This is a genomic window from Ornithinimicrobium sufpigmenti (assembly GCF_004322775.1).
GTDB classification, from domain to species: domain Bacteria; phylum Actinomycetota; class Actinomycetes; order Actinomycetales; family Dermatophilaceae; genus Ornithinicoccus; species Ornithinicoccus sufpigmenti.
Map to the genome: position 1 here is coordinate 1,369,933 of NZ_CP036403.1, position 22,020 is coordinate 1,391,952.

Annotated in this window: 18 protein-coding genes; 17 read left to right on the top strand and 1 reads right to left on the bottom strand. The window is 71.0% G+C overall.

All coding sequences use genetic code 11. The features are described from left to right. Window positions 1-14 precede the first annotated feature (14 nt). From ESZ52_RS06300 to dnaE, 12 genes are all read left to right on the top strand, one after another. Window positions 15-950, top strand: a complete 936-nt coding sequence (locus ESZ52_RS06300) for a type II secretion system F family protein (protein ID WP_131104180.1) — start codon at window positions 15-17, stop codon at window positions 948-950. Next, window positions 950-1,846 carry a type II secretion system F family protein gene (locus tag ESZ52_RS06305; RefSeq protein ID WP_202865416.1) on the top strand — a complete coding sequence of 299 codons (897 nt, stop codon included), beginning with the start codon at window positions 950-952 and terminating at the stop codon, window positions 1,844-1,846. The genes ESZ52_RS06300 and ESZ52_RS06305 overlap by 1 nt, the downstream gene beginning before the upstream one ends. Window positions 1,847-1,868: 22 nt before the next feature. Continuing rightward, on the top strand, window positions 1,869-2,933 hold the full coding sequence (locus tag ESZ52_RS06310) for a DivIVA domain-containing protein (RefSeq protein ID WP_131104181.1): 1,065 nt from the start codon (window positions 1,869-1,871) through the stop codon (window positions 2,931-2,933). Window positions 2,934-2,937: 4 nt separating this feature from the next. Continuing rightward, window positions 2,938-3,738: a purine nucleoside phosphorylase YfiH/LACC1 family protein gene (locus tag ESZ52_RS06315; protein ID WP_131104182.1), complete on the top strand. Its 801-nt coding sequence runs from the start codon at window positions 2,938-2,940 to the stop codon at window positions 3,736-3,738. Window positions 3,739-3,752: 14 nt separating this feature from the next. Further along, window positions 3,753-4,484 carry a YggS family pyridoxal phosphate-dependent enzyme gene (locus tag ESZ52_RS06320; protein ID WP_131104183.1) on the top strand — a complete coding sequence of 244 codons (732 nt, stop codon included), beginning with the start codon at window positions 3,753-3,755 and terminating at the stop codon, window positions 4,482-4,484. A gap of 68 nt (window positions 4,485-4,552) precedes the next feature. Then, window positions 4,553-5,065, top strand: a complete 513-nt coding sequence (locus tag ESZ52_RS06325; protein WP_131104184.1) for a cell division protein SepF — start codon at window positions 4,553-4,555, stop codon at window positions 5,063-5,065. 51 nt (window positions 5,066-5,116) lie between these two features. Next, entirely contained in the window at window positions 5,117-5,401 is a 285-nt protein-coding gene (locus tag ESZ52_RS06330; protein ID WP_131104185.1) for a YggT family protein, read from the top strand. Window positions 5,402-5,551: 150 nt separating this feature from the next. After that, window positions 5,552-6,667, top strand: coding sequence for a DivIVA domain-containing protein (locus tag ESZ52_RS06335; protein WP_131104186.1), 1,116 nt, complete (start codon window positions 5,552-5,554; stop codon window positions 6,665-6,667). A gap of 221 nt (window positions 6,668-6,888) precedes the next feature. After that, window positions 6,889-7,350, top strand: coding sequence for a TraR/DksA family transcriptional regulator (locus ESZ52_RS06340; RefSeq protein ID WP_337590193.1), 462 nt, complete (start codon window positions 6,889-6,891; stop codon window positions 7,348-7,350). Continuing rightward, on the top strand, window positions 7,323-7,922 hold the full coding sequence (gene lspA, locus ESZ52_RS06345; RefSeq protein WP_238154513.1) for a signal peptidase II: 600 nt from the start codon (window positions 7,323-7,325) through the stop codon (window positions 7,920-7,922). Before ESZ52_RS06340 ends, lspA begins: the two co-directional genes overlap by 28 nt. Then, on the top strand, window positions 7,919-8,848 hold the full coding sequence (locus ESZ52_RS06350; RefSeq protein ID WP_131104188.1) for an RluA family pseudouridine synthase: 930 nt from the start codon (window positions 7,919-7,921) through the stop codon (window positions 8,846-8,848). The genes lspA and ESZ52_RS06350 overlap by 4 nt, the downstream gene beginning before the upstream one ends. A gap of 51 nt (window positions 8,849-8,899) precedes the next feature. Further along, a complete protein-coding gene (dnaE, locus tag ESZ52_RS06355) occupies window positions 8,900-12,481 on the top strand; it encodes a DNA polymerase III subunit alpha (RefSeq protein ID WP_131104189.1) in 3,582 nt (1,193 codons plus the stop codon). A gap of 9 nt (window positions 12,482-12,490) precedes the next feature. Here dnaE and ESZ52_RS06360 read toward each other — a convergent pair whose 3' ends face one another. Continuing rightward, the gene (locus ESZ52_RS06360; RefSeq protein WP_131104190.1) at window positions 12,491-14,788 is read right to left on the bottom strand and encodes a hypothetical protein; all 2,298 of its coding nucleotides are present in this window, start codon (window positions 14,786-14,788) and stop codon (window positions 12,491-12,493) included. A gap of 73 nt (window positions 14,789-14,861) precedes the next feature. Here ESZ52_RS06360 and ESZ52_RS06365 point away from each other — a divergent pair, with 73 nt between their 5' ends. From ESZ52_RS06365 to ESZ52_RS06385, 5 genes are all read left to right on the top strand, one after another. Continuing rightward, complete coding sequence (locus ESZ52_RS06365) at window positions 14,862-16,997, top strand: S9 family peptidase (RefSeq protein WP_181009962.1); 2,136 nt, start codon at window positions 14,862-14,864, stop codon at window positions 16,995-16,997. Between the two features lie 240 nt (window positions 16,998-17,237). Further along, entirely contained in the window at window positions 17,238-18,866 is a 1,629-nt protein-coding gene (locus ESZ52_RS06370; RefSeq protein ID WP_181009961.1) for a peptide ABC transporter substrate-binding protein, read from the top strand. 116 nt (window positions 18,867-18,982) lie between these two features. After that, a complete protein-coding gene (locus ESZ52_RS06375; protein WP_131104192.1) occupies window positions 18,983-19,906 on the top strand; it encodes an ABC transporter permease in 924 nt (307 codons plus the stop codon). Then, window positions 19,899-20,858, top strand: coding sequence for an ABC transporter permease (locus tag ESZ52_RS06380; protein ID WP_131104193.1), 960 nt, complete (start codon window positions 19,899-19,901; stop codon window positions 20,856-20,858). The genes ESZ52_RS06375 and ESZ52_RS06380 overlap by 8 nt, the downstream gene beginning before the upstream one ends. A 3-nt stretch (window positions 20,859-20,861) precedes the next feature. Continuing rightward, complete coding sequence (locus ESZ52_RS06385) at window positions 20,862-21,959, top strand: ABC transporter ATP-binding protein (protein ID WP_131104194.1); 1,098 nt, start codon at window positions 20,862-20,864, stop codon at window positions 21,957-21,959. The last annotated feature ends 61 nt before the right edge of the window (window positions 21,960-22,020 follow it).

Genomic DNA, 22,020 nt, shown 5'->3' on the forward strand with positions numbered 1-22,020 from the left:
GTGAGAGGTCGACCATGAGCCTGGGCCTGCTGACGGTCGGGGTGGTGCTTCTCGCAGCGTCCGCGTGCGTGCTGGCGACGCTGCTGCTCGTCCCCAGCCGCTCCCTGCCGTACGACCGGCGTCGCTACGGCGTGGAGGACACCTCGCTGGTCACCCGGGTCGCGGGAGCAGCCACCGGCCGGATCGGGCAGCTGGTGGACCGCAGCGGGCGCGGCCGTCGATGGTCGAACGCCCTGGACCTGGCGGGCATCAGGATGGACGTGGCCGACTTCATCCTCGTCACCGGGGCGATGGCGCTCGCCGCCTTCGCCGTCGGCGCGGTGCTGGAGGGGCTGGTGTTGGCGCTGCTCCTGGCGTTCATGACGGGCATCGGCGTGCTGGCCTGGGTCCACGTGCGGGCCGACCGGCGCCGCGCCCGGTTCGCCGACCAGATCGACGACATCGTCACCCTGCTGGCCAGCAACATGCGGGCCGGGCACTCCATGCAGCAGGCGCTCAGCTACGTCGCCCGGGAGGTCGACGAGCCGGCGGCCGGGGAGCTGGCCCGGGTCGTCAACCAGGCGAGGGTCGGGCGGGACGTCACCCTGGCGCTGACCGAGACCGCCGAGCGGATGGGTAGTGACGACTTCCACTGGATCGGCCAGGCCATCACGATCCACCGGCAGGTCGGCGGCAACCTGGCCGAGGTGCTCGACACCGTGGGCGAGACCGTCCGCGAGCGCGGTCAGATCCGGCGTCAGGTCAAGTCCCTGGCCGCCGAGGGCAAGCTGTCCGCGATCATCCTCATGGCGCTCCCCTTCGGCATGGCAGGCATGCTCGCGATCGTCAACCCCGAGTACATCGGCGTCCTGCTGGAGTCTCCCCTCGGCTGGGCGATGATCGCCGGGGGGTTCGTCATGCTCACCCTTGGCGGCCTGTGGCTGCGCAAGGTGATCGAGGTGAAGTTCTGATGGACGGCCGGACCCTCATGCTGCTGGGTGCGGCGCTGGTCGGCGTCGCGCTCCTGTTCCTCGTCTTCGCCTTCTCCTCGGGCCCCGACGCCACCCGGCGCCGCGCCCTGGAGAACCTCGCCCGCGAGTCCCGTGCCGGGGCGACGGAGGACCCGTATGCCGCTCCCTCCGGCTGGCTCTACCGGACGGCCTACGCACTCACACCGATGGGCATGGTGAAGCGGATCGACCGGCTCCTCGGCGGCGCGGGCCGGCCGGCGCGGTGGCCGCTGCACCGCGTCCTCGTCACCAAGCTGGTCACCACCGCGGTCACCGCGGGCGTCTTCGTGCTCCTCCTCTCCGGCGGACCCACCCCCCGGATGGTGCTCTTCGCGGTCGGGACCACGACCGCCGTCTGGCTCCTGCCCGAGCTGCTGCTCTACAACACCGCGCAGAAGCGGCAGCAGGCCATCCAGGAGGCGCTGCCCGACACCCTCGACCAGCTGACGATCTCGGTCGAGGCCGGGCTGGGCTTCGAGGCCGCGATCACGCACGTCGCCCGCGGCAGCGAGGGGCCGCTCGCGGACGAGTTCGTCCGGACGCTGCAGGAGATCCAGGTCGGTGTCCCCCGGCGGGTGGCCTACAGGGGGTTGACCAGCCGGGTGCAGGTGGAGGATCTGCGCCGCTTCGTGCGGGCCATCATGCAGGGCGAGGAGCACGGCATCTCGATCGCCAGGGTCCTGTCCACCCAGGCGGCGGAGATGCGCGTCAAACGTCGCCAGCGCGCGGAGGAGAAGGCCATGCAGATCCCGGTCAAGGTGGTCTTCCCGCTCATCCTCTTCATCCTGCCCGCCCTCTTCATAGTGGTTATGGGGCCCGGCGTCATCAACATCCTGCAGGCCTTCTCCGGCCTCTGACGAAAGACAGGAGGAGCTAGACATGCCCCTGAACCCCGAGGACGTCGTCCGCAAGACGTTCACCACCGTCGTGCTGCGCCGCGGTTATGACGAGAAGGAGGTCGACACCTTCCTGGAGGAGGTCGTCGCCGAGCTGCGACACCTCCACGGACGGGTCGACGAGCTGACGGCCGAGGTTGCCACGCTGCGGGCGCGCGGCTCCTCCGACGTCGCCTCCGAGCGGGTCCAACGAGAGCAGCAGCAGGTGGACCTGGTCCGGGCTGAGCGGCGGGAGCTGGTCGCCGACATGGCACAGCTGCAGGCCAGGTTCGAGCAGACCACCCAGGAGGCCGACGCGGCCGAGCAGCGCAGGGAACGGGCCCAGCGCAAGGTCGCAGAGCTGGAGCAGCGCCAGGCCGAGCTGGACGAGCAGGTGCACCAGGAGCAGAAACAGCTGGAGGGGATGCACGCCGCACGCGAGGAGGTCCTGGCTGCCCAGGACAGGACGGCCGCCGAGTTGCGCACGCTGCGCGCCGCCGCCGAGATCCAGGCGGAGCCGCTCGGGCCGGTCGAGATCGAGCCGACCGGCAACCCCCAGCTCGACGACCTGGCAGTCATCACCGCCATCGCCCACCGGCTGCACGCCGACCACGTCGAGCAGGGCCGGGCGCTCGCCGAGCGGCTGCGCACCACCGCCGAGCAAGAGGCAGTGAGCGTGCGCGAGGTCGCCCAGCGCGAGTGCGAGCAGCTGCGCACCTGCGCCGAGCAGGAGACGGCGACCCTGCGCGAGAGCACGCGGCGGCAGGGCGAGCAGCTGCTCTCCGACGCCAGCAGCGTGGCACGGAGCGAGCACGAGCGGCTCGTCCAGGAGGGGCAGCAGGCGCACGACCGACTCGTGGGGGAGGCGCAGGAGCGGCGCGCCGGCATCCTGGCCGACCTGCAGGTACGGCGGGAGCTGCTGGAGACCCGGATCGAGGCCCTGGAACGCAGCCAGCAGGACTACCGCGACCGGCTCCGGCTCCTGGTCCAGGACCAGCTTGCCGCGCTCGACGGCGACGGCTGGGCCGCGACCGCTGACCCGACCGGCAAGGACCTGGCGATACCCTGACCACGTGTTCTTCTGGCGGGAGCGGATCGAACCCAACGGCCCCACCTACGGGGTCGAGTGGGCCGTCACGGACCGCCTCGGCGGGTCCAGCCAGGACCGGTATGCCGAGTTCAACCTGGGTGGGCACGTGGGGGACCGGCCCGAGGCCGTGGAGACCAACCGGCACCGCCTCGCGCACGAGCTGGGGCTGCGGCTCGCCGACCTGAGGTTCATGGACCAGCAGCACGGCTGCGCCGTCGCGCTCACGCCAGCGACGACGCTCGCCCGTGCCGAGCAGGGGCCGACACCGCACCGGCCCCACCCACCCCAGCCCGGTGCGCCCGCCGCCGACGGCCTCGTCTCCGGGGTGGCGGATGAAGCCCTGGTCGTGCTGGTGGCCGACTGCGTCCCCGTGCTGCTCGTCGACCGGACCGCCGGGCTGGCGGCGGCGGTGCACGCCGGCCGGCCCGGGATGGTCTCCGGCGTCGTCCCCGCCACCGTCGACCGGCTGCGCGAGCTCGGCGCCTCCGCGCTGGAGGCCGTGGTGGGCCCGTCCGTCTGCCCCCGCTGCTACGAGGTCCCCGACCAGATGCGCAGCCAGGCCGCCGAGGTCGAGCCCGTCGCCGCCTCGGTCACCCGGCAGGGCACCCCCGCGGTCGACGTCGCCGCGGGCGTCGTCGAGCAGCTCACCCGTGCGGGCGTGACGCTGACCTGGCTGCCCGGATGCACGCGGGAGCGCGACGACCTCTACTCCTACCGGCGCGACGGCGCCACCGGCCGGTTCGCCGGCGTGATCCGCCTCCTCGCCCCGGAGCAGGCGGCCTGATGAGAGAGGTGGGTATGCGACATACCGAGATCGAGGAACGGCTCACCGTCGTGCGCGGACGGATCGCGCAGGCGTGCGACGAGGCGGGCCGCGACCCCGGTGGGATCACGCTGATCGCCGTCACGAAGTTCTTCCCGGCCGGCGACATCACCCACCTGCTCAAGCTGGGCGTGCGCGACATCGGCGAGAACAAGGACCAGGAGGCCGGCGCGAAGGTCGCCGAGCTGGACGAGACGGTGCGCGAACGGCTCACCGTCCACTTCGTGGGTCAGCTGCAGAGCAACAAGGCGGGCAGGGTCGCCCGGTATGCCGACATGGTCCAGTCCGTGGACCGACCCAAGATCGTGCGGGCGCTGGACCGTGGCCGCGGCACGGCGCTGGAGGAGGGGCACGCGGCGGCGCCGCTGGAGGTGCTGGTCCAGGTGGACCTGGGCGAGGGGGAGCAGGCCGGGCGTGGCGGTGCGCTGCCCGAGCAGGTGCCGGCACTGGCCGACGCGGTGGCGGGCGCGGAGCACCTGCGGCTGCGCGGGCTGATGGCCGTGGCGCCGTTCGGTCAGGACGAGGCCGGGACCCGCGCGGCCTTTGACCGGCTCGCCCAGCTGGGGGCCGAGCTGCGGCATACCCACCCCGACGCGGACGTGCTGTCGGCGGGGATGAGCGCCGACCTGGAGCTGGCGATCGCCAGCGGCGCGACACACCTGCGTGTCGGAAGCGCAATCCTGGGATCGCGGCAGCCCGGCCGGTAGCGTCGGAGGCGTTCGAAGATCGACCACGTCGGGTAGACGCCCGTCACGCACCCAAGGAGCTCGCTGACATGGCCGGGGCACTGCGCAAGACCATGGAGTACCTCGGACTCGCCGAGTCCGAGGAGCGTTACGACGACTACGACGTCTACCAGGACGAGGACGACCGCACCCGGCGCGCGGTCGCCCCCGTGCGCGCGGTCCGCGACAACGACGACGACGAGGGCACCGCGGACGTCGCCACGCTGCCGACCCGCACCCACGTGTCCGAGGTCGTCCGTGAACCGGAGGTCGGCGAGATGAACCGCATCACCACCATCCACCCGCGCACCTACAACGAGGCGAAGAACATCGGTGAGGCCTACCGGGGTGGGATCCCGGTCATCATGAACCTCAGCGACATGGACGACGCCGACGCCAAGCGGCTGGTCGACTTCGCCGCCGGCCTGGCCTTCGGCCTGCACGGGTCCATCGAGCGGGTGACCAGCAAGGTCTTCCTGCTCAGCCCGTCCCACGTCCGCGTCGACAGCGGCAACGCCGCGCAGGCCCAGCGCTCGCCGCAGGGCCCGTTCAACCAGAGTTGATGACCCGAGGGCGGCCAGGGAGTACCCAGCCGCTTCACGTACGCTGACGCCATGGTCGGCGACGTCATCGCGCTCATTCTCAACCTGTACTTCTTCGTCCTCATCGGACGCCTGATCTTCGACTGGGTGCAGGTCTTCTCGCGCGACTGGCGCCCCAAGGGCCCGGTGCTGGTGCTGGCCAACGGCGTCTACACGCTGACGGACCCGCCCCTGCGCGCACTGCGCCGGGTGATCCCGCCGCTGCGGCTGGGCGGCATCGCGCTCGACCTGGCCTTCCTGGTGCTCATCCTGGGGGTCGGGATCGCTCGCGGGGTGGCCGCCTCCCTGCCCTTCTGACGGGTCCCGCAGCGGGGTTTCGGGGCAGCCCTGGGGCAGGTGGGGTTGCGTTACAGTGACCGTGCACGTGCAGACCGCACCCCCATCGGTCCTGCCCACGGTCCGTCGATCCGGGCGTCCCACCGATGGTCTCCCTGATCGAGGTGAAGAATGACGCTGTCCCCCGAGGACGTGATCAAGAAGAGCTTCAGCGCCACCCACCTGCGCCGCGGCTACGACGAGACGCAGGTCGACGACTTCCTCGACGAGGTGGTGGTCGAGCTCCGTCGCCTCCTTGCCGAGAACGAGGGCCTGCGCTCCGACCTCGAGGACTGCCGGGCCAGCCGGGGACTGGGCGGCAGCGCCGCCGAGCCGTCGGGCGACCCGCACACGCTCGTGGCCGCGCCGCCCGCCCAGGACGATGTCACCGCGACACCAGCCAGGGACGACGTGGCTGCGGAGCCCGTCGACGGCGGCGACCACCGCGTGGCCGAGCTCACCTCCGAGGTGGAGGACCTGCGCACCCAGCTGGCCTCCTGCCAGGAGTCCCGGACCGAGCTGGAGACCCAGCTGCGGACCACCCAGGAGCAGCTGGCCCAGGCGCAGGAGCGGGCGGCGCAGGCAGAGGGTCAGGCCCAGAGCTTCCCCGAGCAGGGGATCGGCGAGCGCGGGCCCGGTGAGCAGGGGTCGTCCGCCGGGCAGGGCCAGCCGAAGCAGGCCGTGGCGTCCGACACGCAGGACCCGACCTCGATCATCTCCCTGGCCCAGCGCCTGCACGACCAGCACGTGGCCGAGGGCGAGAGCACCAAGGCCCAGCTGGTGGGCGAGGCCGAGGCCTACCGCGACCGCGTGACGTCCGAAGCAGACCACAAGAGCCAGGAGCTGCTGCGCACGGGTCAGGAGACGCACGACCGCCTGGCCACCGAGGGCCAGGAACGGCACGACGAGCTGGTCCGCACCGGTCAGCAGACCCACGACCGTCTCGTGACCCAGGGTCAGGAGACCCACGACCGCCTCGTCGCCGAGGGCCAGGAGCAGCACGACGACCTGGTGCGTACCGGCGAGGAGGCGCGGGACCGTCTGGTCGGTGAGGGCGAGTCGCGCAGCCAGGAGCTGGTCGGCGAGGCCGAGCAGCGCCGCAGCTCGATCCTCCAGGACCTCACCAGCCAGCAGAGCGCGCTCTCGGGCCGCATCGAGGAGCTGCGCACCCAGGAGAACGACCTGCGCGACCGCCTGCGCACCTTCCTCACCGACCAGCTCGCCAAGGTGGAGGACCACCGGGGCTGACCCCCGAGCCCTGGCGCGCGGCGACCCGCAGGGACGCCTGCCGGGACGGCATACCCGCGCACGGTCACGCGCCCGCCGCACCCCTGCCTCACGTCCGATGGACCCTGCCCCGTGGGGCGGGGTCCATCGGCGTTGTGTGCCGACCTGACCTGCTCTATCCTGCCGCCACCATGGTCTGCGACGTCGCGTCGTACGGCCCAGCACCGACCGAAGGGCACCTCGTGGCCAGCAGCACCGACAAGACCGGCGTCGACCCTCGCCTTACGGCCGCCGTGCAGGACGCCGACCCGCAGCAGTTTCCGGTCCGCGAGGGCGAGGACCCCTGGACCCAGGAAGAGCTTGACGAGGTGCGCAGCACCCTCCAGGAGGAAGCGGCACGGCTGCACACCGAGGTCGCGGAGGCCGAGCAGGACCTCGCAGAGCTGATGCGGGACTACGGCGACGGTGCGGGGGACGACCAGGCCGACGCCGGATCGGCCACGCTCGAGCGGGAGCAGGAGCTGTCCCTCGCGAACAACTCCCGCGAGCTGCTGCAGCAGGTCACGCACGCCCTGGAGCGGATCGCGGACGGGACCTACGGCAACTGCGAGTCCTGCGGTCAGCCGATCGGGAAGATGCGGCTGCAGGCCTTCCCCCGTGCGACGCTATGCCTGACATGCAAGCAGAAGCAGGAACGCCGCTGACCCACGCCCATCCCCGCCGGACCACCCTGATCTTCCTGGTGGCCGCCGGCTGGCTGATCCTCGACCAGGCCACGAAGTGGTGGGCCGAGAGTGCCCTGACCCGGGGCGAGTCGGTGCCTCTCGTCGGGGAGCTGCTGCAGCTGCACCTGACCTACAACTCCGGCGCCGCCTTCTCGCTCGGGACCGGGATGACGGGCGTGCTCACCGCCGTCGCCACGGTCGTGGTCCTGGTGATCATCTGGCAGGCCCTGCGCACCCGCAGCCTGCCGTGGGCGCTGACGCTGGGTCTGCTGCTGGGCGGGGCGCTGGGCAACCTCACCGACCGCTACCTGCGCCCACCGGGACCGGGCCGCGGCCACGTCGTCGACTTCCTCGCCCTGCCCAACTTCCCGGTCTTCAACTTCGCCGACATGGGCATCACCTTCGCGGCGGTGGCGATCGTCATCCTCGCGCTGCGGGGCTACCTGCCCGACGGGACCCGTGAGGTCGCCGAGAAGGATGCTGACGACCACACGCAGGGGGCTGCGGACCGGCACGGCACCGACCGCGCGGCCGAGGAGCGTGGCCGGTGAGCGAGTCCCGCTGGTTCACCGTGCCCGACGGGCTGGAGGGGGAACGGGTCGACAGCGCCCTGGCCCGGCTGCTGGGGCTGTCCCGGTCCAAGGCGGCCGACCTGGCCGCAGCCGGCCAGGTGCGCGCCGACGGCAAGGTGGTCGGCAAGTCGGACCGGGTGAGCGCCGGGTCGATGCTGGACGTCGAGCTGCCGCCTGCCGGCCCGCCGCCGGGCCTGGAGGTCGTCGCCGAGCCGGTCGAGGGGATGCGGATCGTCCACGACGACACCGAGGTCGTGGTCGTCGACAAGCCCGCGTTCGTGGCCGCCCACCCCAGCGTGGGCTGGAGCGGGCCGACGGTCGTCGGGGGACTGGCCGCGGCCGGCTACCGGATCTCCACGTCCGGGGCACCGGAGAGGCAGGGGATCGTCCAGCGCCTCGACGTCGGCACCAGCGGGCTCATGGTCATCGCCAAGTCCGAGCGGGCCTACACCGTGCTCAAGCAGGCCTTCCGCGACCGGGTGGTCGACAAGACCTACCACACGCTGGTCCAGGGGCTGCCGGACCCGCACGAGGGCACCATCGAGGCCCCCATCGGTCGACACCCCGGCCACGACTACCGGTTCGCGGTGATGAGCACCGGGCGCCCGTCCGTCACGCACTACCAGCTGCTGGAGGCGCACCGGTCCGCCAGCCTGCTGGAGGTGCACCTGGAGACCGGTCGTACCCACCAGATCCGGGTGCACTTCTCGGCCCTGCGCCACCCCTGCGCGGGGGACCTCACCTACGGTGCCGACCCCGTGCTGGCCAAGCGTCTGGGGCTGGACCGCCAGTGGCTGCACGCCACCGGGCTCGGCTTCGAGCACCCCGGCAGCGGCGAGTACGTGCACTTCGACTCGCCCTACCCGCAGGACCTGCAGACCGCGCTGGACCGCATCCGCGGCTGAGCCGACGGCGGCTGCCTGCGTTGTCAGGGGACCGATCTAGGATCGGTCTCGATGTCACGCTCAGTCAGCCCCGATCAGAACTTCGTGCACCTGCACAACCACACCGAGTACTCCATGCTCGACGGTGCGGCGCGTATCTCGGAGATGTTCGAGGTGGCCGCCGAGCAGGGGATGCCCGCCATCGCGACGACGGACCACGGGTTCGTCTTCGGCGCCTACGAGTTCTGGAAGACGGCTCAGCGCTACGACGTCAAGCCGATCATCGGGCTGGAGGCCTACGTCACCCCCGGCACGCACCGGACCGACAAGACCCGGGTGAAGTACGGCGACGGGGGCCGCGACGACGTCTCCGGCTCCGGTGCCTACACCCACATGACGCTGCTGGCGCGCAACAACAACGGCATGCACAACCTCTTCCGCCTGGCGTCCCTGGCCTCCCTGGAGGGCTACTACTTCAAGCCCCGGATGGACCGCGAGCTGCTGGAGACCTACGGCCAGGGCCTGATCGCCACCACCGGTTGCCCCTCCGGCGAGATCCAGACCCGGCTGCGGATGGGCCAGTGGGACGAGGCGGTCCGCTACGCCTCGGACATGAAGGACATCTTCGGGCAGGGCAACTACTACCTCGAGCTGATGGACCACGGCATCGACATCGAGCGGGTGGTCCGCCAGGACCTGCTCAAGCTGGCCAAGGAGCTGTCGCTGCCGCTGCTGGCCACCAACGACCTGCACTACACCCGCCGCGAGGACGCCGGCGCGCACGGCGCGCTGCTGTGCGTCTCGACCGGCTCCCAGCTCAGCGACCCCAACCGGTTCAAGTTCGACGGGGACGGCTACTACATCAAGAGTGCCGCGGAGATGCGCGAGGTATGGCGTGAGCTGCCCGAGGCCTGCGACAACACCCTGCTCGTGGCCGAGCGGTGCGAGGTGTCCTTCACCGAGGGCGAGGGCCGCTACATGCCCAAGTTCCCGGTGCCCGAGGGCGAGGACGAGACCAGCTGGTTCATCAAGGAGGTCGAGGCCGGGCTGCACCGGCGCTTCCCCGAGGGCGTGCCCGACTACGCCCGCAAGCAGGCCGAGTACGAGACCGAGGTCATCGTCGGCAAGGGCTACCCCGGCTACTTCCTCGTCGTCGCCGACTTCATCAACTGGGCCAAGAGCCAGGGCATCCGGGTCGGCCCCGGCCGCGGCTCCGGTGCGGGGTCGACCTGCGCCTACGCGCTCGGCATCACCGACCTCGACCCCATCCCGCACGGGCTGATCTTCGAGCGCTTCCTCAACCCCGAGCGCATGTCGATGCCCGACTTCGACGTCGACTTCGACGACCGGCGCCGCGGCGAGGTGATCCGCTACGTCACCGAGAAGTACGGCGACGACCGGGTCGCGATGATCGTCACCTACGGCACGATCAAGGCCAAGCAGGCCCTCAAGGACGCCTCCCGCGTGATGGGCTTCCCGTTCGCGATGGGAGAGAAGCTGACCAAGGCGATGCCGCCGGACGTCATGGGCAAGGGCATCACCCTGTCCGGCATCGAGGACCCTACGGACAAGAGGTATGCCGAGGCCTCGGAGTTCCGCGAGCTGCTGGCCGACGACCCGCACGCCCGGGAGGTGTATGAGACCGCGCGCGGCCTGGAGGGCCTGAAGCGTCAGTGGGGCGTGCACGCCGCCGGTGTCATCATGTCCAGCGAGCCGCTGCTCGACCTCATCCCGATCATGCGCCGGGAGCAGGACGGGCAGATCATCACCCAGTTCGACTACCCCACGTGCGAGGCGCTGGGGCTGGTCAAGATGGACTTCCTCGGGCTGCGCAACCTCACCGTCCTGGACGACGCGATCGTCAACATCAAGGACAACCGCGGTGAGGACATCGACCTGGAGGCTCTCTCCAAGGACATGACCGACCGGTCCACCTACGACCTGCTCAGTCGCGGCGACACCCTCGGCGTCTTCCAGCTCGACGGCAACGGCATGCGCCAGCTGCTGCGGCTGATGCAGCCGGACAACTTCGAGGACATCTCCGCCGCGCTCGCGCTCTACCGCCCCGGCCCGATGGGCGTCAACGCGCACACCAACTTCGCACTCCGCAAGAACGGCAAGCAGGAGAACACCCCGCTGGACCCCCAGCTCAAGGGCAAGCTGCAGCCGGAGATGGAGTCCGCGCTCGAGCCGATCCTGGGCAATACCTACGGTTTGTGCATCTACCAGGAACAGGTCATGGAGATCGCGCAGAAGCTGGCGGGCTACACGCTGGGCAACGCCGACCTGCTGCGCCGGGCGATGGGCAAGAAGAAGAAGGAGGTGCTCGACGCCGAGTACGTCCCGTTCTCCGACGGCATGAAGGCCAATGGTTTCACCGAGGCCTCGGTGGCGGCGCTGTGGGGCGTCCTGGTGCCCTTCTCCGACTACGCCTTCAACAAGGCCCACACCGCGGCCTACGGCGTCATCTCCTACTGGACCGCCTACCTCAAGGCCAACTACCCGGCCGAGTACATGGCCGCGCTGCTGACCAGCGTCGGCGACGACAAGGACAAGACCGCCCTCTACCTGGCCGAGTGCCGGCGGCTGCGGATCCCGGTGCTGCCGCCGGACGTGAACCAGTCGGTCGCCAACTTCGCCGCCGTCGGCGACGACATCCGGTTCGGCCTGCAGGCCATCCGCAACGTCGGCGCCAACGTCGTGGACGCCATCGTGCGCACCCGCGAGGAGAAGGGGGCGTTCACCTCCTTCGAGGACTTCCTGCGCAAGTGCCCGGCCGTGGTGTGCAACAAGCGCACCGTGGACTCGCTGGTCAAGGCCGGTGCCTTCGACAGCCTGGGCCACACCCGCCAGGGGCTGGCCAGCATCCACGAGCGCTACGTCGACGCGCTGGTCGACGAGAAGAGGCAGGAGGCGATCGGCCAGGACAGCCTGTTCTCCGGGTTTGGCTTCGGGGACGGGGACGACGCCGCCGCCGGTATGCAGATCGTCACCCTGCCCCCCGTGCCCGCCATCGAGTGGGAGAAGTCCGCCCGGCTGGCCTTCGAGCGGGAGATGCTCGGCCTCTACGTCTCCGACCACCCGCTCAACGGCATCGAGCACATCCTGTCCCAGCACGCCAGCGCCTCCATCCTGGAGATGGTCGCGGACGAGGGCGTCAAGGACGGCGACTTCGTCACCGTGGCGGGCCTGCTCACCAACCTGCAGCTCAAGCGCACCAAGAACGGCGACCCCTACGCCCGCGCCAGCGTGGAGGACCTCGCCGGCTCGCTCGACGTCGTCTTCTGGCCCAAGACCTACATGACGATCTCCACGATGCTCGCCGAGGACACCGTCGTGGTGGTCAAGGGCCGGCTGAAGAAGGACGAGGGGGCCGAGCTGATGGCCAACGAGCTGACCCTGCCGGACATCCGGCAGGGACCCCGCGGACCGATCGTGCTCAACCTGCCGCTCGGCCGCGCCACGGACGGGCTCGCGCACAAGCTGAAGGGGGTCCTGGCCAACCACCCCGGCGCCACCGACGTCCACGTCAAGCTCAGCCAGCCGGGCCGGACCGTCCTGCTGCGCCTCGACCCGAGCCTGCGGGTCACCGCCAGCCCTGAGCTGTTCGGTGACCTCAAGGCGCTGCTGGGGCCGGCCTGCATCAGCGCCTGAGGTGCCGGCCTACTCCACCCGCACGGGCAGGCTCGTCAGCCGGTAGGTGACCTCGGGCCGGTCGGCCCGGCGGGCGGTGAGCAGCACCCGGTAGGCGCCGGCCCCCAGCCCGTCGGCGACCACCGCCTGCAGGTCGTCGGTCTCCACCTGCTGCAGGTGGTCGGCGCCCTGGACGAGCGTGAAGGTGCACCGCAGCGCCGCCCCGTTCGCCAGCCGGCCCACGCGCCGGGCCAGCACCCTCGATCCCTCGACCCACGCATGGCAGGCGATGCCCACGGGTGTCGCCGGGTCGGCCGCCCACGGCTCCAGGCCCGCACCCGCCTGGCCGGCGATGACGTCTGCCTGGGTCCGTGCCCCGCCGGGTCTGCCGGTCTGCACCGGCTCCGCCGGACGACCCCGGCCCATCCACCGGCCCAGGACCCCGTGTCGCCCGAGCCGGACCTCGGCAGCCAGCGGCTCGGGCTCGAGGGGGGAGTCCAGCACCCGCAGCAGGGACGCGACCTTGACCGCGGTCACCGGTCCCGGCAGCTGCCCCAGCCCGGCGAGCCGGGTCAGGTCGGCGACGGTGCGGTCCGGCAGGACCGCCGGGTCCGCGGTCAGGTCGTGCAGGCGCCACAGACCCTCGACCGTGAGGCGGTGCGTCTGCCCGCGGGCCTCGAACCGGTGGGGACCGCTCCACCGCCCGCGGCGGGCGTGGTTCTGGTCCTCCTGCGCGAAGTAGTCGGGGAACTGCTCCGGTGCGAACGGGCCGGTGGGTCCGGCCGGTGGGACAAAGTCCGGGTCGCGCTGGCTCCAGACCTCCTCGGGCCAGGAGCCCTCCGCGAACGGCATCCGGTTCAGCTCGGGGGCGGTCCGCTCGATGAGGTCGAAGACCGCCGTCCCGCGGTGCCGCTCCCAGTAGGGCAGGAGGTAGGCGGCACGGAGGAACTCGGGCGTGGCCAGCGGGTAGAGCGGGAGCGCCCGGGTGTCCAGCGACTGCAGCACGTGCCCGAAGTGGGAGCGGTTGCGGTGCAGCAGATAGTGGTAGTTGAGCTGCTCGTTGATCGCCGCGGACGGCAGCGGCGCGAAGGAGCGGGCGACGAGGTCCCGGCCGGCCGCCACCACCGACGGCGGCACGTGCACCTCGGGGTGCACGATCATCGTGTGCAGGGTGGCCAGGTCCCGGCCCAGCGTCGCGCGCCTGCGGCCCATCGCCCGCACCCACGACCGGGGGGCGATGACCGCGCGGTGCCCGGAGCGCACGGTCTCCCCGGCCGCACCGCGGAGGGCGACGTGCGGCTCGACCGGCCACCGCAGCTGACGCGCGGCGGGGAAGGACCAGCTGTTGCCGGCGGCATAGCTCTGGTGCAGCTCCAGGCTCTCGGCCCACGACAGCATCCGGTCCTGGTACTCGGGCTCCACGGTCCAGGGCAGCTCGAAGTGGCGGCGCAGGCTGTCCGTCACCGCGAGGTCGCGCCAGATGACCGAGCGGCCCCGGGCGTCTGCCCAGCGCACCGGGTCGGCCGCCGACACGCTCACGTGGGGGAGCACCCCGGCGTGCTGCAGCAGGGTGTAGACGGCCCGGCTGTCCTTGCCGCCGGAGCTGTAGAGGCGCAGGTCGGACCAGCCGGCCTCGGCGACCGACCGCAGCAGGCGCGTCACCCGGTCGACGCCGGCGTCCAGCAGCTCCTCGTAGGAGCGGCCCCGGGGGTCGGTGGTCACCGCGCGCTCGTGCAGCTCCCAGCCGTCGCCGTCCATGACCAGCAGCTCGGTGGGGCGCAGCAGCCGGACGCCCGAGACGAAGGTCTCGTCGCTCCAGTGCGAGCGCGTCAGGACGTGGGTCGAGGCCAGGGTGGTCAGCGCGAACGGCCAGTTGACCTCGAGCCGGACGCCGTCGGCCCGCAGCCGGTCGACGAGCGCGTCCAGGGTGGTGGCGAGGTAGACGTCCTGCCTGCGCCCGCGCCGGTGGGCGTAGGTGAACAGGTGCCCGAAGCCGTGGACGTCGGTGAGCGCCACCGCCGTCCGTGCCGCGTCGTCGGTGAGCAGCCCGACCCACTGGCCGGTCCCGTCCTCCAGGACGTCCAGGCCGAGCGGGTCGGGGGCGTCGCCGTACACCTCCACCGGCCCGGCGTCCGCCAGCAGGAACAACCCCTCCGCCTGCCGCAGCCGCACCCCGGCTCGTCGAGCACCGTCCCAGCGGGGTCTGCCCGGACCCACGTCGCGCACCACCCAGCAGGCGGTCCGGTGACGCAGGGGCGTCGGGATCATCGGCGTGACGTCGGGCGGGACCTGGGGCGGGACCTGGGGCGGGACCTGGGGCGGGACCATCGACCTTCACGGTAGCCGACCGCGGCTGCGGGGCCGCAGCGGCGCACGGGCGACCGGCGGGTAACGTGGGCGGGTGACCACCCAGCCCGACGCCATACCCTCTGCTCCCCGCGCGGCCCGGCGCGAGACCGTCCGCAGCCACCACGGCGAGGACGTCGTCGACGCCTACGAGTGGCTGCGGGACAAGACCGACCCGGACGTGATCGCCCACCTGGAGGCGGAGAACGCCTGGACGCAGGAGCGCACCGCGCACCTGGAGGGTCTGCGCGAGCGCATCTTCGCCGAGATCAAGGGCCGCACCCAGGAGACCGACCTCTCGGTCCCCGTCCGGCACCGCGACTGGTGGTACTACACCCGCACCGTCGAGGGCCAGCAGTATGCCGTGCACGGCCGGATCGCGGTCGGCGAGAGCCCCGAGCGCCCGGTGCTCGACCCGGGCAGCGCGCCGGAGGGGGAGGAGCTGCTGCTGGACGGCAACGCCGAGGCCGCCGGCGAGGAGTTCTTCTCCCTCGGCGCCTTCGACGTCAGCCCGGCCGGCGACCGGCTGGCCTACGCGGTGGACACCACCGGCGACGAGCGCTTCGACGTGCGGATCAAGGACCTGCGCACCGGCGAGGTCGTCGACGACGCCGTCACCGGCATCGGCTACGGCACCGCCTGGTCCGCCGAGGGCGACCACCTCTTCTACACCCGCGTCGACGACGCCTGGCGCCCGTTCCAGGTGTGGCGGCACGCGGTCGGCACCGCCGCCAAGCAGGACGTGCTCGTCTACCAGGAGGACGACGAGCGGTTCTGGATGGGCGTGGGCGCCTCCCGCGACGACCGGCACGTGCTCATCGGGCTCGGCAGCAAGAACACCTCGGAGTTCCGCATCCTGGAGGCCGACGACCCGACCGGGGAGTTCCGCGTGGTCGCCCCTCGCCAGGAGGGGGTGGAGTATGACGTGGAGCCGGCCGGCGACCGGCTCTGGATCGTGCACAACAAGGGCCACCGCGACTTCGAGCTCGCGGTCGCGCCGCTGGGCTCGGCGTCCGCCGACGACTGGACCACGGTGCTCCCCGGCGAGGAGGGGGTGCGGATCAGCACCGTCGACGCCTTCGCCGGCCACCTCGCCGTCTCGCTGCGCCGGGACGGCCTGACCCAGGTGCAGGTCCTGCCCCTGTCCGCCGACGGCCGTCCGGTAGGCGCGGGCTACCAGGTGCCGGTCGAGGAGGAGGTCTACTCCATCGACACCGGCGCCAACCCGACCTACGACACCGACACCCTGCAGGTGGTCATCGAGTCGCTGGTGACCCCGCGCAGCGTCTACGACCTGGACCTGGCCTCGGGGGCGCTGACGCTGGTCAAGCGCCAGCCCGTCCTCGGCGGCTACGACCCGCAGGACTACCAGCAGCACCGGCTGTGGGCCACCGCCGCCGACGGCACCCGGATCCCCATCTCCCTCGTCGCCCGCAAGGACGTCGTCCCCGACGGCACCGCCCCCGGCCTGCTCTACGGCTACGGCTCCTACGAGATCTCCATCGACCCCTACTTCTCCGTCTCCCGGCTGTCCTACCTGGACCGCGGTGTGGTCTACGCCGTCGCGCACGTGCGCGGCGGCGGCGAGATGGGCCGCGGCTGGTACGAGTCCGGGCGCATGGAGCACAAGACGAACACCTTCACCGACTTCGTCGCCTGTGCCGACCACGTCGTCGAGACCGGTTGGGTGGCACCCGACCGGCTCGCCGCCGAGGGCCGCTCAGCCGGTGGGCTGCTCATGGGCGCCGTGGTCAACCTGGCTCCCGAGCGGTTCCGGGTCGTGCACGCCGGGGTGGCCTTCGTCGACGCGCTCACCACGATCCTGGACCCCTCGCTCCCGCTGACCGTCGGCGAGTGGGAGGAGTGGGGCAACCCGCTGGAGTCGGCGGAGATCTACTCCCTGATGCGCTCCTACACCCCCTACGAGAACATCCGGCCCGTGCAGTACCCGGCGATCCTGGCCACCACCGGCCTCAACGACACCCGGGTCTTCTTCGTCGAGCCGGCCAAGTGGGTCGCCCGGTTGCGGGAGACCGTCACCAACGACCCGCACGAGCGCCCGATCCTGCTCAAGACCGAGATGGTCGCCGGCCACGGCGGCAAGACCGGCCGGTATGACGCGTGGCGCGAGACCGCCTTCGAGGTCGCCTTCGTGCTGGACCAGCTCGGGGTGGGCGGGGACGAGCGGTAGGGCGACCCCGAGGCCGCACGAGGAAGGCCACCGTGACCACGGGAGCGGCGGCTGAGCGGCATACCAGGGCAGGACCTGCCGTGGCGGCATGTCACGATCCGGTGACAATCGCCCCATCCACCACACCGATAGTTGTCGCGGCGGCCCCGCATAGGTCACGGTGTGTCTCATCGCATACCCGACCAGCGAAGGAGCTGATCCGCGTTGATCATCCGACGACCTGCTTTCAGGCTCGCGGCCGTGACGGCAGCCGCCACCCTGGTGCTCACCGCCTGCAACGGCGGCGGTGACGAAGTCGACGTCGACCCGGACCCGGACGGTCCCGACCAGACGCTCGGTGAGCCCGGTGAGGGTGGCGAGGAGACCGGCGAGCCCGGCGCCTCCGGCGGCGAGTTCACCATCTACAACTGCGAGCCCCAGAACCTGCAGACCGGCAGCTCCTCGGAGGTCTGCGGCAGCAAGGTCCTCGAGCAGCTCTACAGCGGGCTGACCTCGATCGACTACGACAGCGGCGAGGTCGTCGGCGTGGTCGCCTCCGACTGGGAGACCGAGGACGCCCAGAACTGGACCTTCACCCTCCGCGACGACTTCACCTTCCACAACGGTGACCCGGTCACCGCGCAGACCTTCGTCGACACCTGGAACTGGATCGTCAACCCCGACAACGGCCAGACCCAGGAGGCCTTCTTCGACAAGATCGAGGGCTACCAGGAGGTGGCCGACGGCGAGGCCACCGAGATGTCCGGTCTGTCCGCGCCCGACGACACCACGCTGGAGATCACGCTCTCCGAGCCGTTCTCGCCGTTCCCTGCGCAGCTCAGCTACACCGCCTTCTACCCGCTGCCCGAGGTCGCCTTCGAGGACATCGCCGCCTTCCAGGAGGCGCCGATCGGCAACGGCCGCTACCAGATGGACGGCGAGTGGGTGCACAACGTCGAGATCGCGATGACCCGCTACGAGGACTGGCCGGGCGACGAGCCTGGCCTCGCGGACCGCGTCGTCTGGAAGATCTACTCCGACGTCAACACCGCCTACCTCGACGTGCAGGCGGGCTCGCTCGACATCCTGGACGGCATCCCGCCGGAGCGGCTGGCCACGGTGGACCAGGAGTTCCCCGACCAGTACCAGGAGGACCAGACCAGCTCGTTCACCTACCTGGGCTTCCCGCTCTACCAGGAGGAGTTCCAGGACCCGGACATCCGGCACGCGCTCTCCATGGCGATCGACCGGCAGACGATCATCGACACCATCTTCAACGGCGCTCGTGAGCCCGCGACCGGCGTCATCCCGCCGGTGCTGCCGGAGTACCGCGGGGACGCCTGCAACTACTGCGACTTCGACGCCGAGACCGCCCGGCAGATGTACGAGGACGCCGGCGGCCCCTCCGAGCTGACCATCTACTTCAACTCCGGCGCCGGCCACGAGGAGTGGACCGAGGCCGTGGCGAACATGTGGCAGCAGAACCTGCCGATCGACAGCATCTCCTTCGAGTCGCTGGAGTTCGCGCAGTACCTTGACCTGCACGACGAAGAGGTCATCACCGGGCCGTACCGCCTGGGCTGGGTGCTGAGCTACCCGAGCCCGCAGTACGCCATGGAGCCGCTCTACAGCACGGGCGCCGACTCCAACTACGCGCGGTACAGCAACGAGGAGTTCGACAACCTCATCGACCAGGCCAACGCCGAGGCCGACGAGGACGCCGCGGCCGAGCTCTACCAGCAGGCGGAGGACATCCTGCTGGAGGACATGCCGGTCATCCCGATGTGGTACGAGACGAGGACGACGGTCCACAGCACGAACGTGGACAACATCGTGGTCGACCCGCGGACGTTCGTCCGGGTCGAGCAGGTCGAGGTCACCTCCGGCTGACCCGGTCTCTCCGCCCGACCCGGCACCATGACCGTCGGGGAGCAGCCCGGCTGCTCCCCGACGGTCGCCGGGTTCGGCCATGCTAGACCTCCCAGCCCGACCCTCAGAGGAGCACCATGGCGCGCTACATCATCCGCCGGCTGCTGCAGTTCATCCCGGTCACGCTGATCGCGACGTTCATCGTCTTCGCCCTCGTCTTCGCCATCCCCGGCGACCCGATCCGGGCCCTCGCCGGCGACCGGCCCCTGGCGCCGCACATCGTCGAGGCGATCCGCGAGCGCTACAACCTCGACGACCCGCTGCTGGTGCAGTACGGCAAGTGGCTGGCCAACGTCTTCCAGGGCGACTTCGGCACGACCTTCCAGGGCCGGCCGGTCAGCGACATCATCGCCCAGCGCTTCCCGGTGACGCTGCGCCTGGCGATCGTCGCCTTCATCATCCAGTCGATCATCGGCATCCTCGCCGGCATCCTGGCCGCGGTCCGGCAGAAGGGCTTCGTCGACAGCCTGGTCCAGGTGAGCACCGTGGTGCTGGTGGCGATCCCGACGCTGGCCATGGCCTTCCTCATGCAGGTGGTCTTCGGTCTGCAGCTGGGCTGGTTCCCCATCGCCGGGATCACCCAGGGCTGGTACTCCTACCTCCTGCCCGGCGCCGCGCTGGCCTCGGTGTCGACGGCGATGGTCGCCCGCCTGGTGCGGACCTCGCTGATCGAGAACCTGCGGGCGGACTACGTGCGCACCGCGACCGCCAAGGGGATGAAGCGCAGCCGGGTGGTCGGGCGGCACGCCATGCGCAACTCGCTCATCCCGGTCGTCACCTTCCTCGGCGCCGACCTGGGCTCGATGCTGGGCGGCACCATCATCATCGAGGGCATCTTCAACATGCCCGGCCTCGGCGGTGAGGTCTTCCGCGCCGTCCGTGCCCAGGAGGGCACGGTCGTGGTCGGGATCGTCACCCTCTTCATCCTCTTCTTCGTGGTGATCAACCTGATCGTCGACATCCTCTACGCCTACCTCGACCCGAGGATCCGCTATGAGTGAGCAAGCACGCGACAAGACCACCATCCACGAGCAGGCGGCGGCAGGAGTCGAGGCGGTCGAGCTGTCGGCCCGCACCAGCGGCGAGGCCTCCGGTGACGCCGGTGACGCCGGCGCCAGCCTGTGGGGCGACGCCTGGAAGGAGCTGCGCCGCAACCCCTGGTTCATCCTCGCCGGGGTGCTGATGCTGGTCTTCATCCTCATGGCGATCGTCCCCGGGCTCTTCACCCGCGTCGACCCGCGGGCCTGCAACCTCTCCGACGCCCTGCAGACCCCCAGCGGTGAGCACTGGTTCGGCACCGACGTCCAGGGCTGCGACTACTACGCCCGCGTGGTCTACGGCGCCCGAGCCTCGATGGCGGTGGGGATGCTGGTCACGATCGGCGCGGTGGTGATCGCGATCGTGCTCGGGCTGGTCGCCGGCTTCTACGGCGGGTTCATCGACGCGATCATCTCCCGGGCCGTCGACGTGGTCTTCGCCCTGCCCTTCCTGCTCGGCGCGATCGTCTTCCTCAACGTCATCGAGAACCGCGGGCTGATGGAGGTCGCGCTGGTGCTCATCGTCTTCGGCTGGCCGACCATGACGCGGCTCATGCGCTCGTCGGTGATCTCGGTCAAGGCCAACGAGTACGTCGCCGCCGCCCGCGGGCTCGGCGCCAGCGACCTGACGATCATGCGGCGGCACATCCTGTCGAACGCCTTGGCGCCCCTGGTGGTCTACGCCACCATCTACGTCGGGATCATCATCGGCGCCGAGGCGACGCTGACCTTCCTCGGTGTCGGTCTGCAGCTGCCCTCGATCTCCTGGGGACTGCAGCTGTCCGGCGCCCAGACGCGGATCATGACCCACCCGCACCTGATCCTCTTCCCCGCCGTCTTCGTCGGGCTGGCAGTCTTCTCCTTCATGATGATGGGCGACGCCCTGCGCGACGCCCTCGACCCCAAGAGGCGGTGAGCCATGACCGACCCAAGCACGACCGACCCAAGCACGACCGACCAGCGCACGACCGATCAGACCGGGACCCGGCGAGGCACCCGGACCAAGGGTGGTGTCGGCAGCCCGGACCCGTCCGCGCCGCTGCTGGCCGTCACCGACCTGCAGGTCGAGTTCCGCACCCGGTATGGCGTGGCCAAGGCCGTCAACGGCGTCTCGTTCAGCGTCGACGAAGGGGAGACGCTGGCGATCCTGGGGGAGTCCGGCTCCGGCAAGTCGGTGACCGCCCAGGCGATCATGGGCATCGTCGACAGCCCGCCCGGCTTTGTCACCGGGGGTCAGGTGCGCTTCCGCGGCCAGGACCTGCTGCAGATGCCCGACGAGCAGCGGCGCTCCTTCCGCGGCCCGCACATCTCGATGATCTTCCAGGACGCCCTGTCCTCGCTGAACCCCGTCTTCCCGGTGGGGTGGCAGATCGGTGAGATGTTCCGCATCCACACCAAGGTCTCCCGTCGCGAGGCCAAGAAGAAGGCGATCGAGCTGATGGACCGGGTGCGCATCCCCGGCGCCGCCAGCCGGGTCGGGGACTACCCCCACCAGTTCTCGGGCGGTATGCGCCAGCGCATCATGATCGCGATGGCGATCGCGCTGGACCCCGAGGTGCTCATCGCCGACGAGCCCACCACGGCGCTCGACGTGACCGTGCAGGCCCAGGTGATGGAGCTGCTCGCCGACCTGCAGCGAGAGTCGCGGATGGGGCTCATCCTCATCACGCACGACCTGGGCGTGGTCGCGGACGTCGCCGACAAGATCGCCGTGATGTACGCCGGCCGGGTGATGGAGAAATCTCCTGTCCTGGACATCTACGCCAACCCGGCCCACCCCTACACCGAGGGCCTGCTGAAGTCGATTCCCCGGATCGACGCCAAGGGCGGGGAGCTGCAGGCCATCAAGGGGCTCCCGCCCAGCCTGACGAACATCCCCAAGGGGTGCGAGTTCCGCCCCCGCTGCCCGCGGGCGCAGTCGGTGTGCGAGGCCGAGCGTCCACCGCTGCGCGAGGTCGTGCCCGGCCGGTTCGCCGCCTGCCACTTCGCCGAGGAGGTGCTCAGTGACCACGCCTGACCCCCGCCCGCAGGACGTCGGCCGGCCGGACGCCTGGGGGGAGGACGCCGGTGCGCGGGAT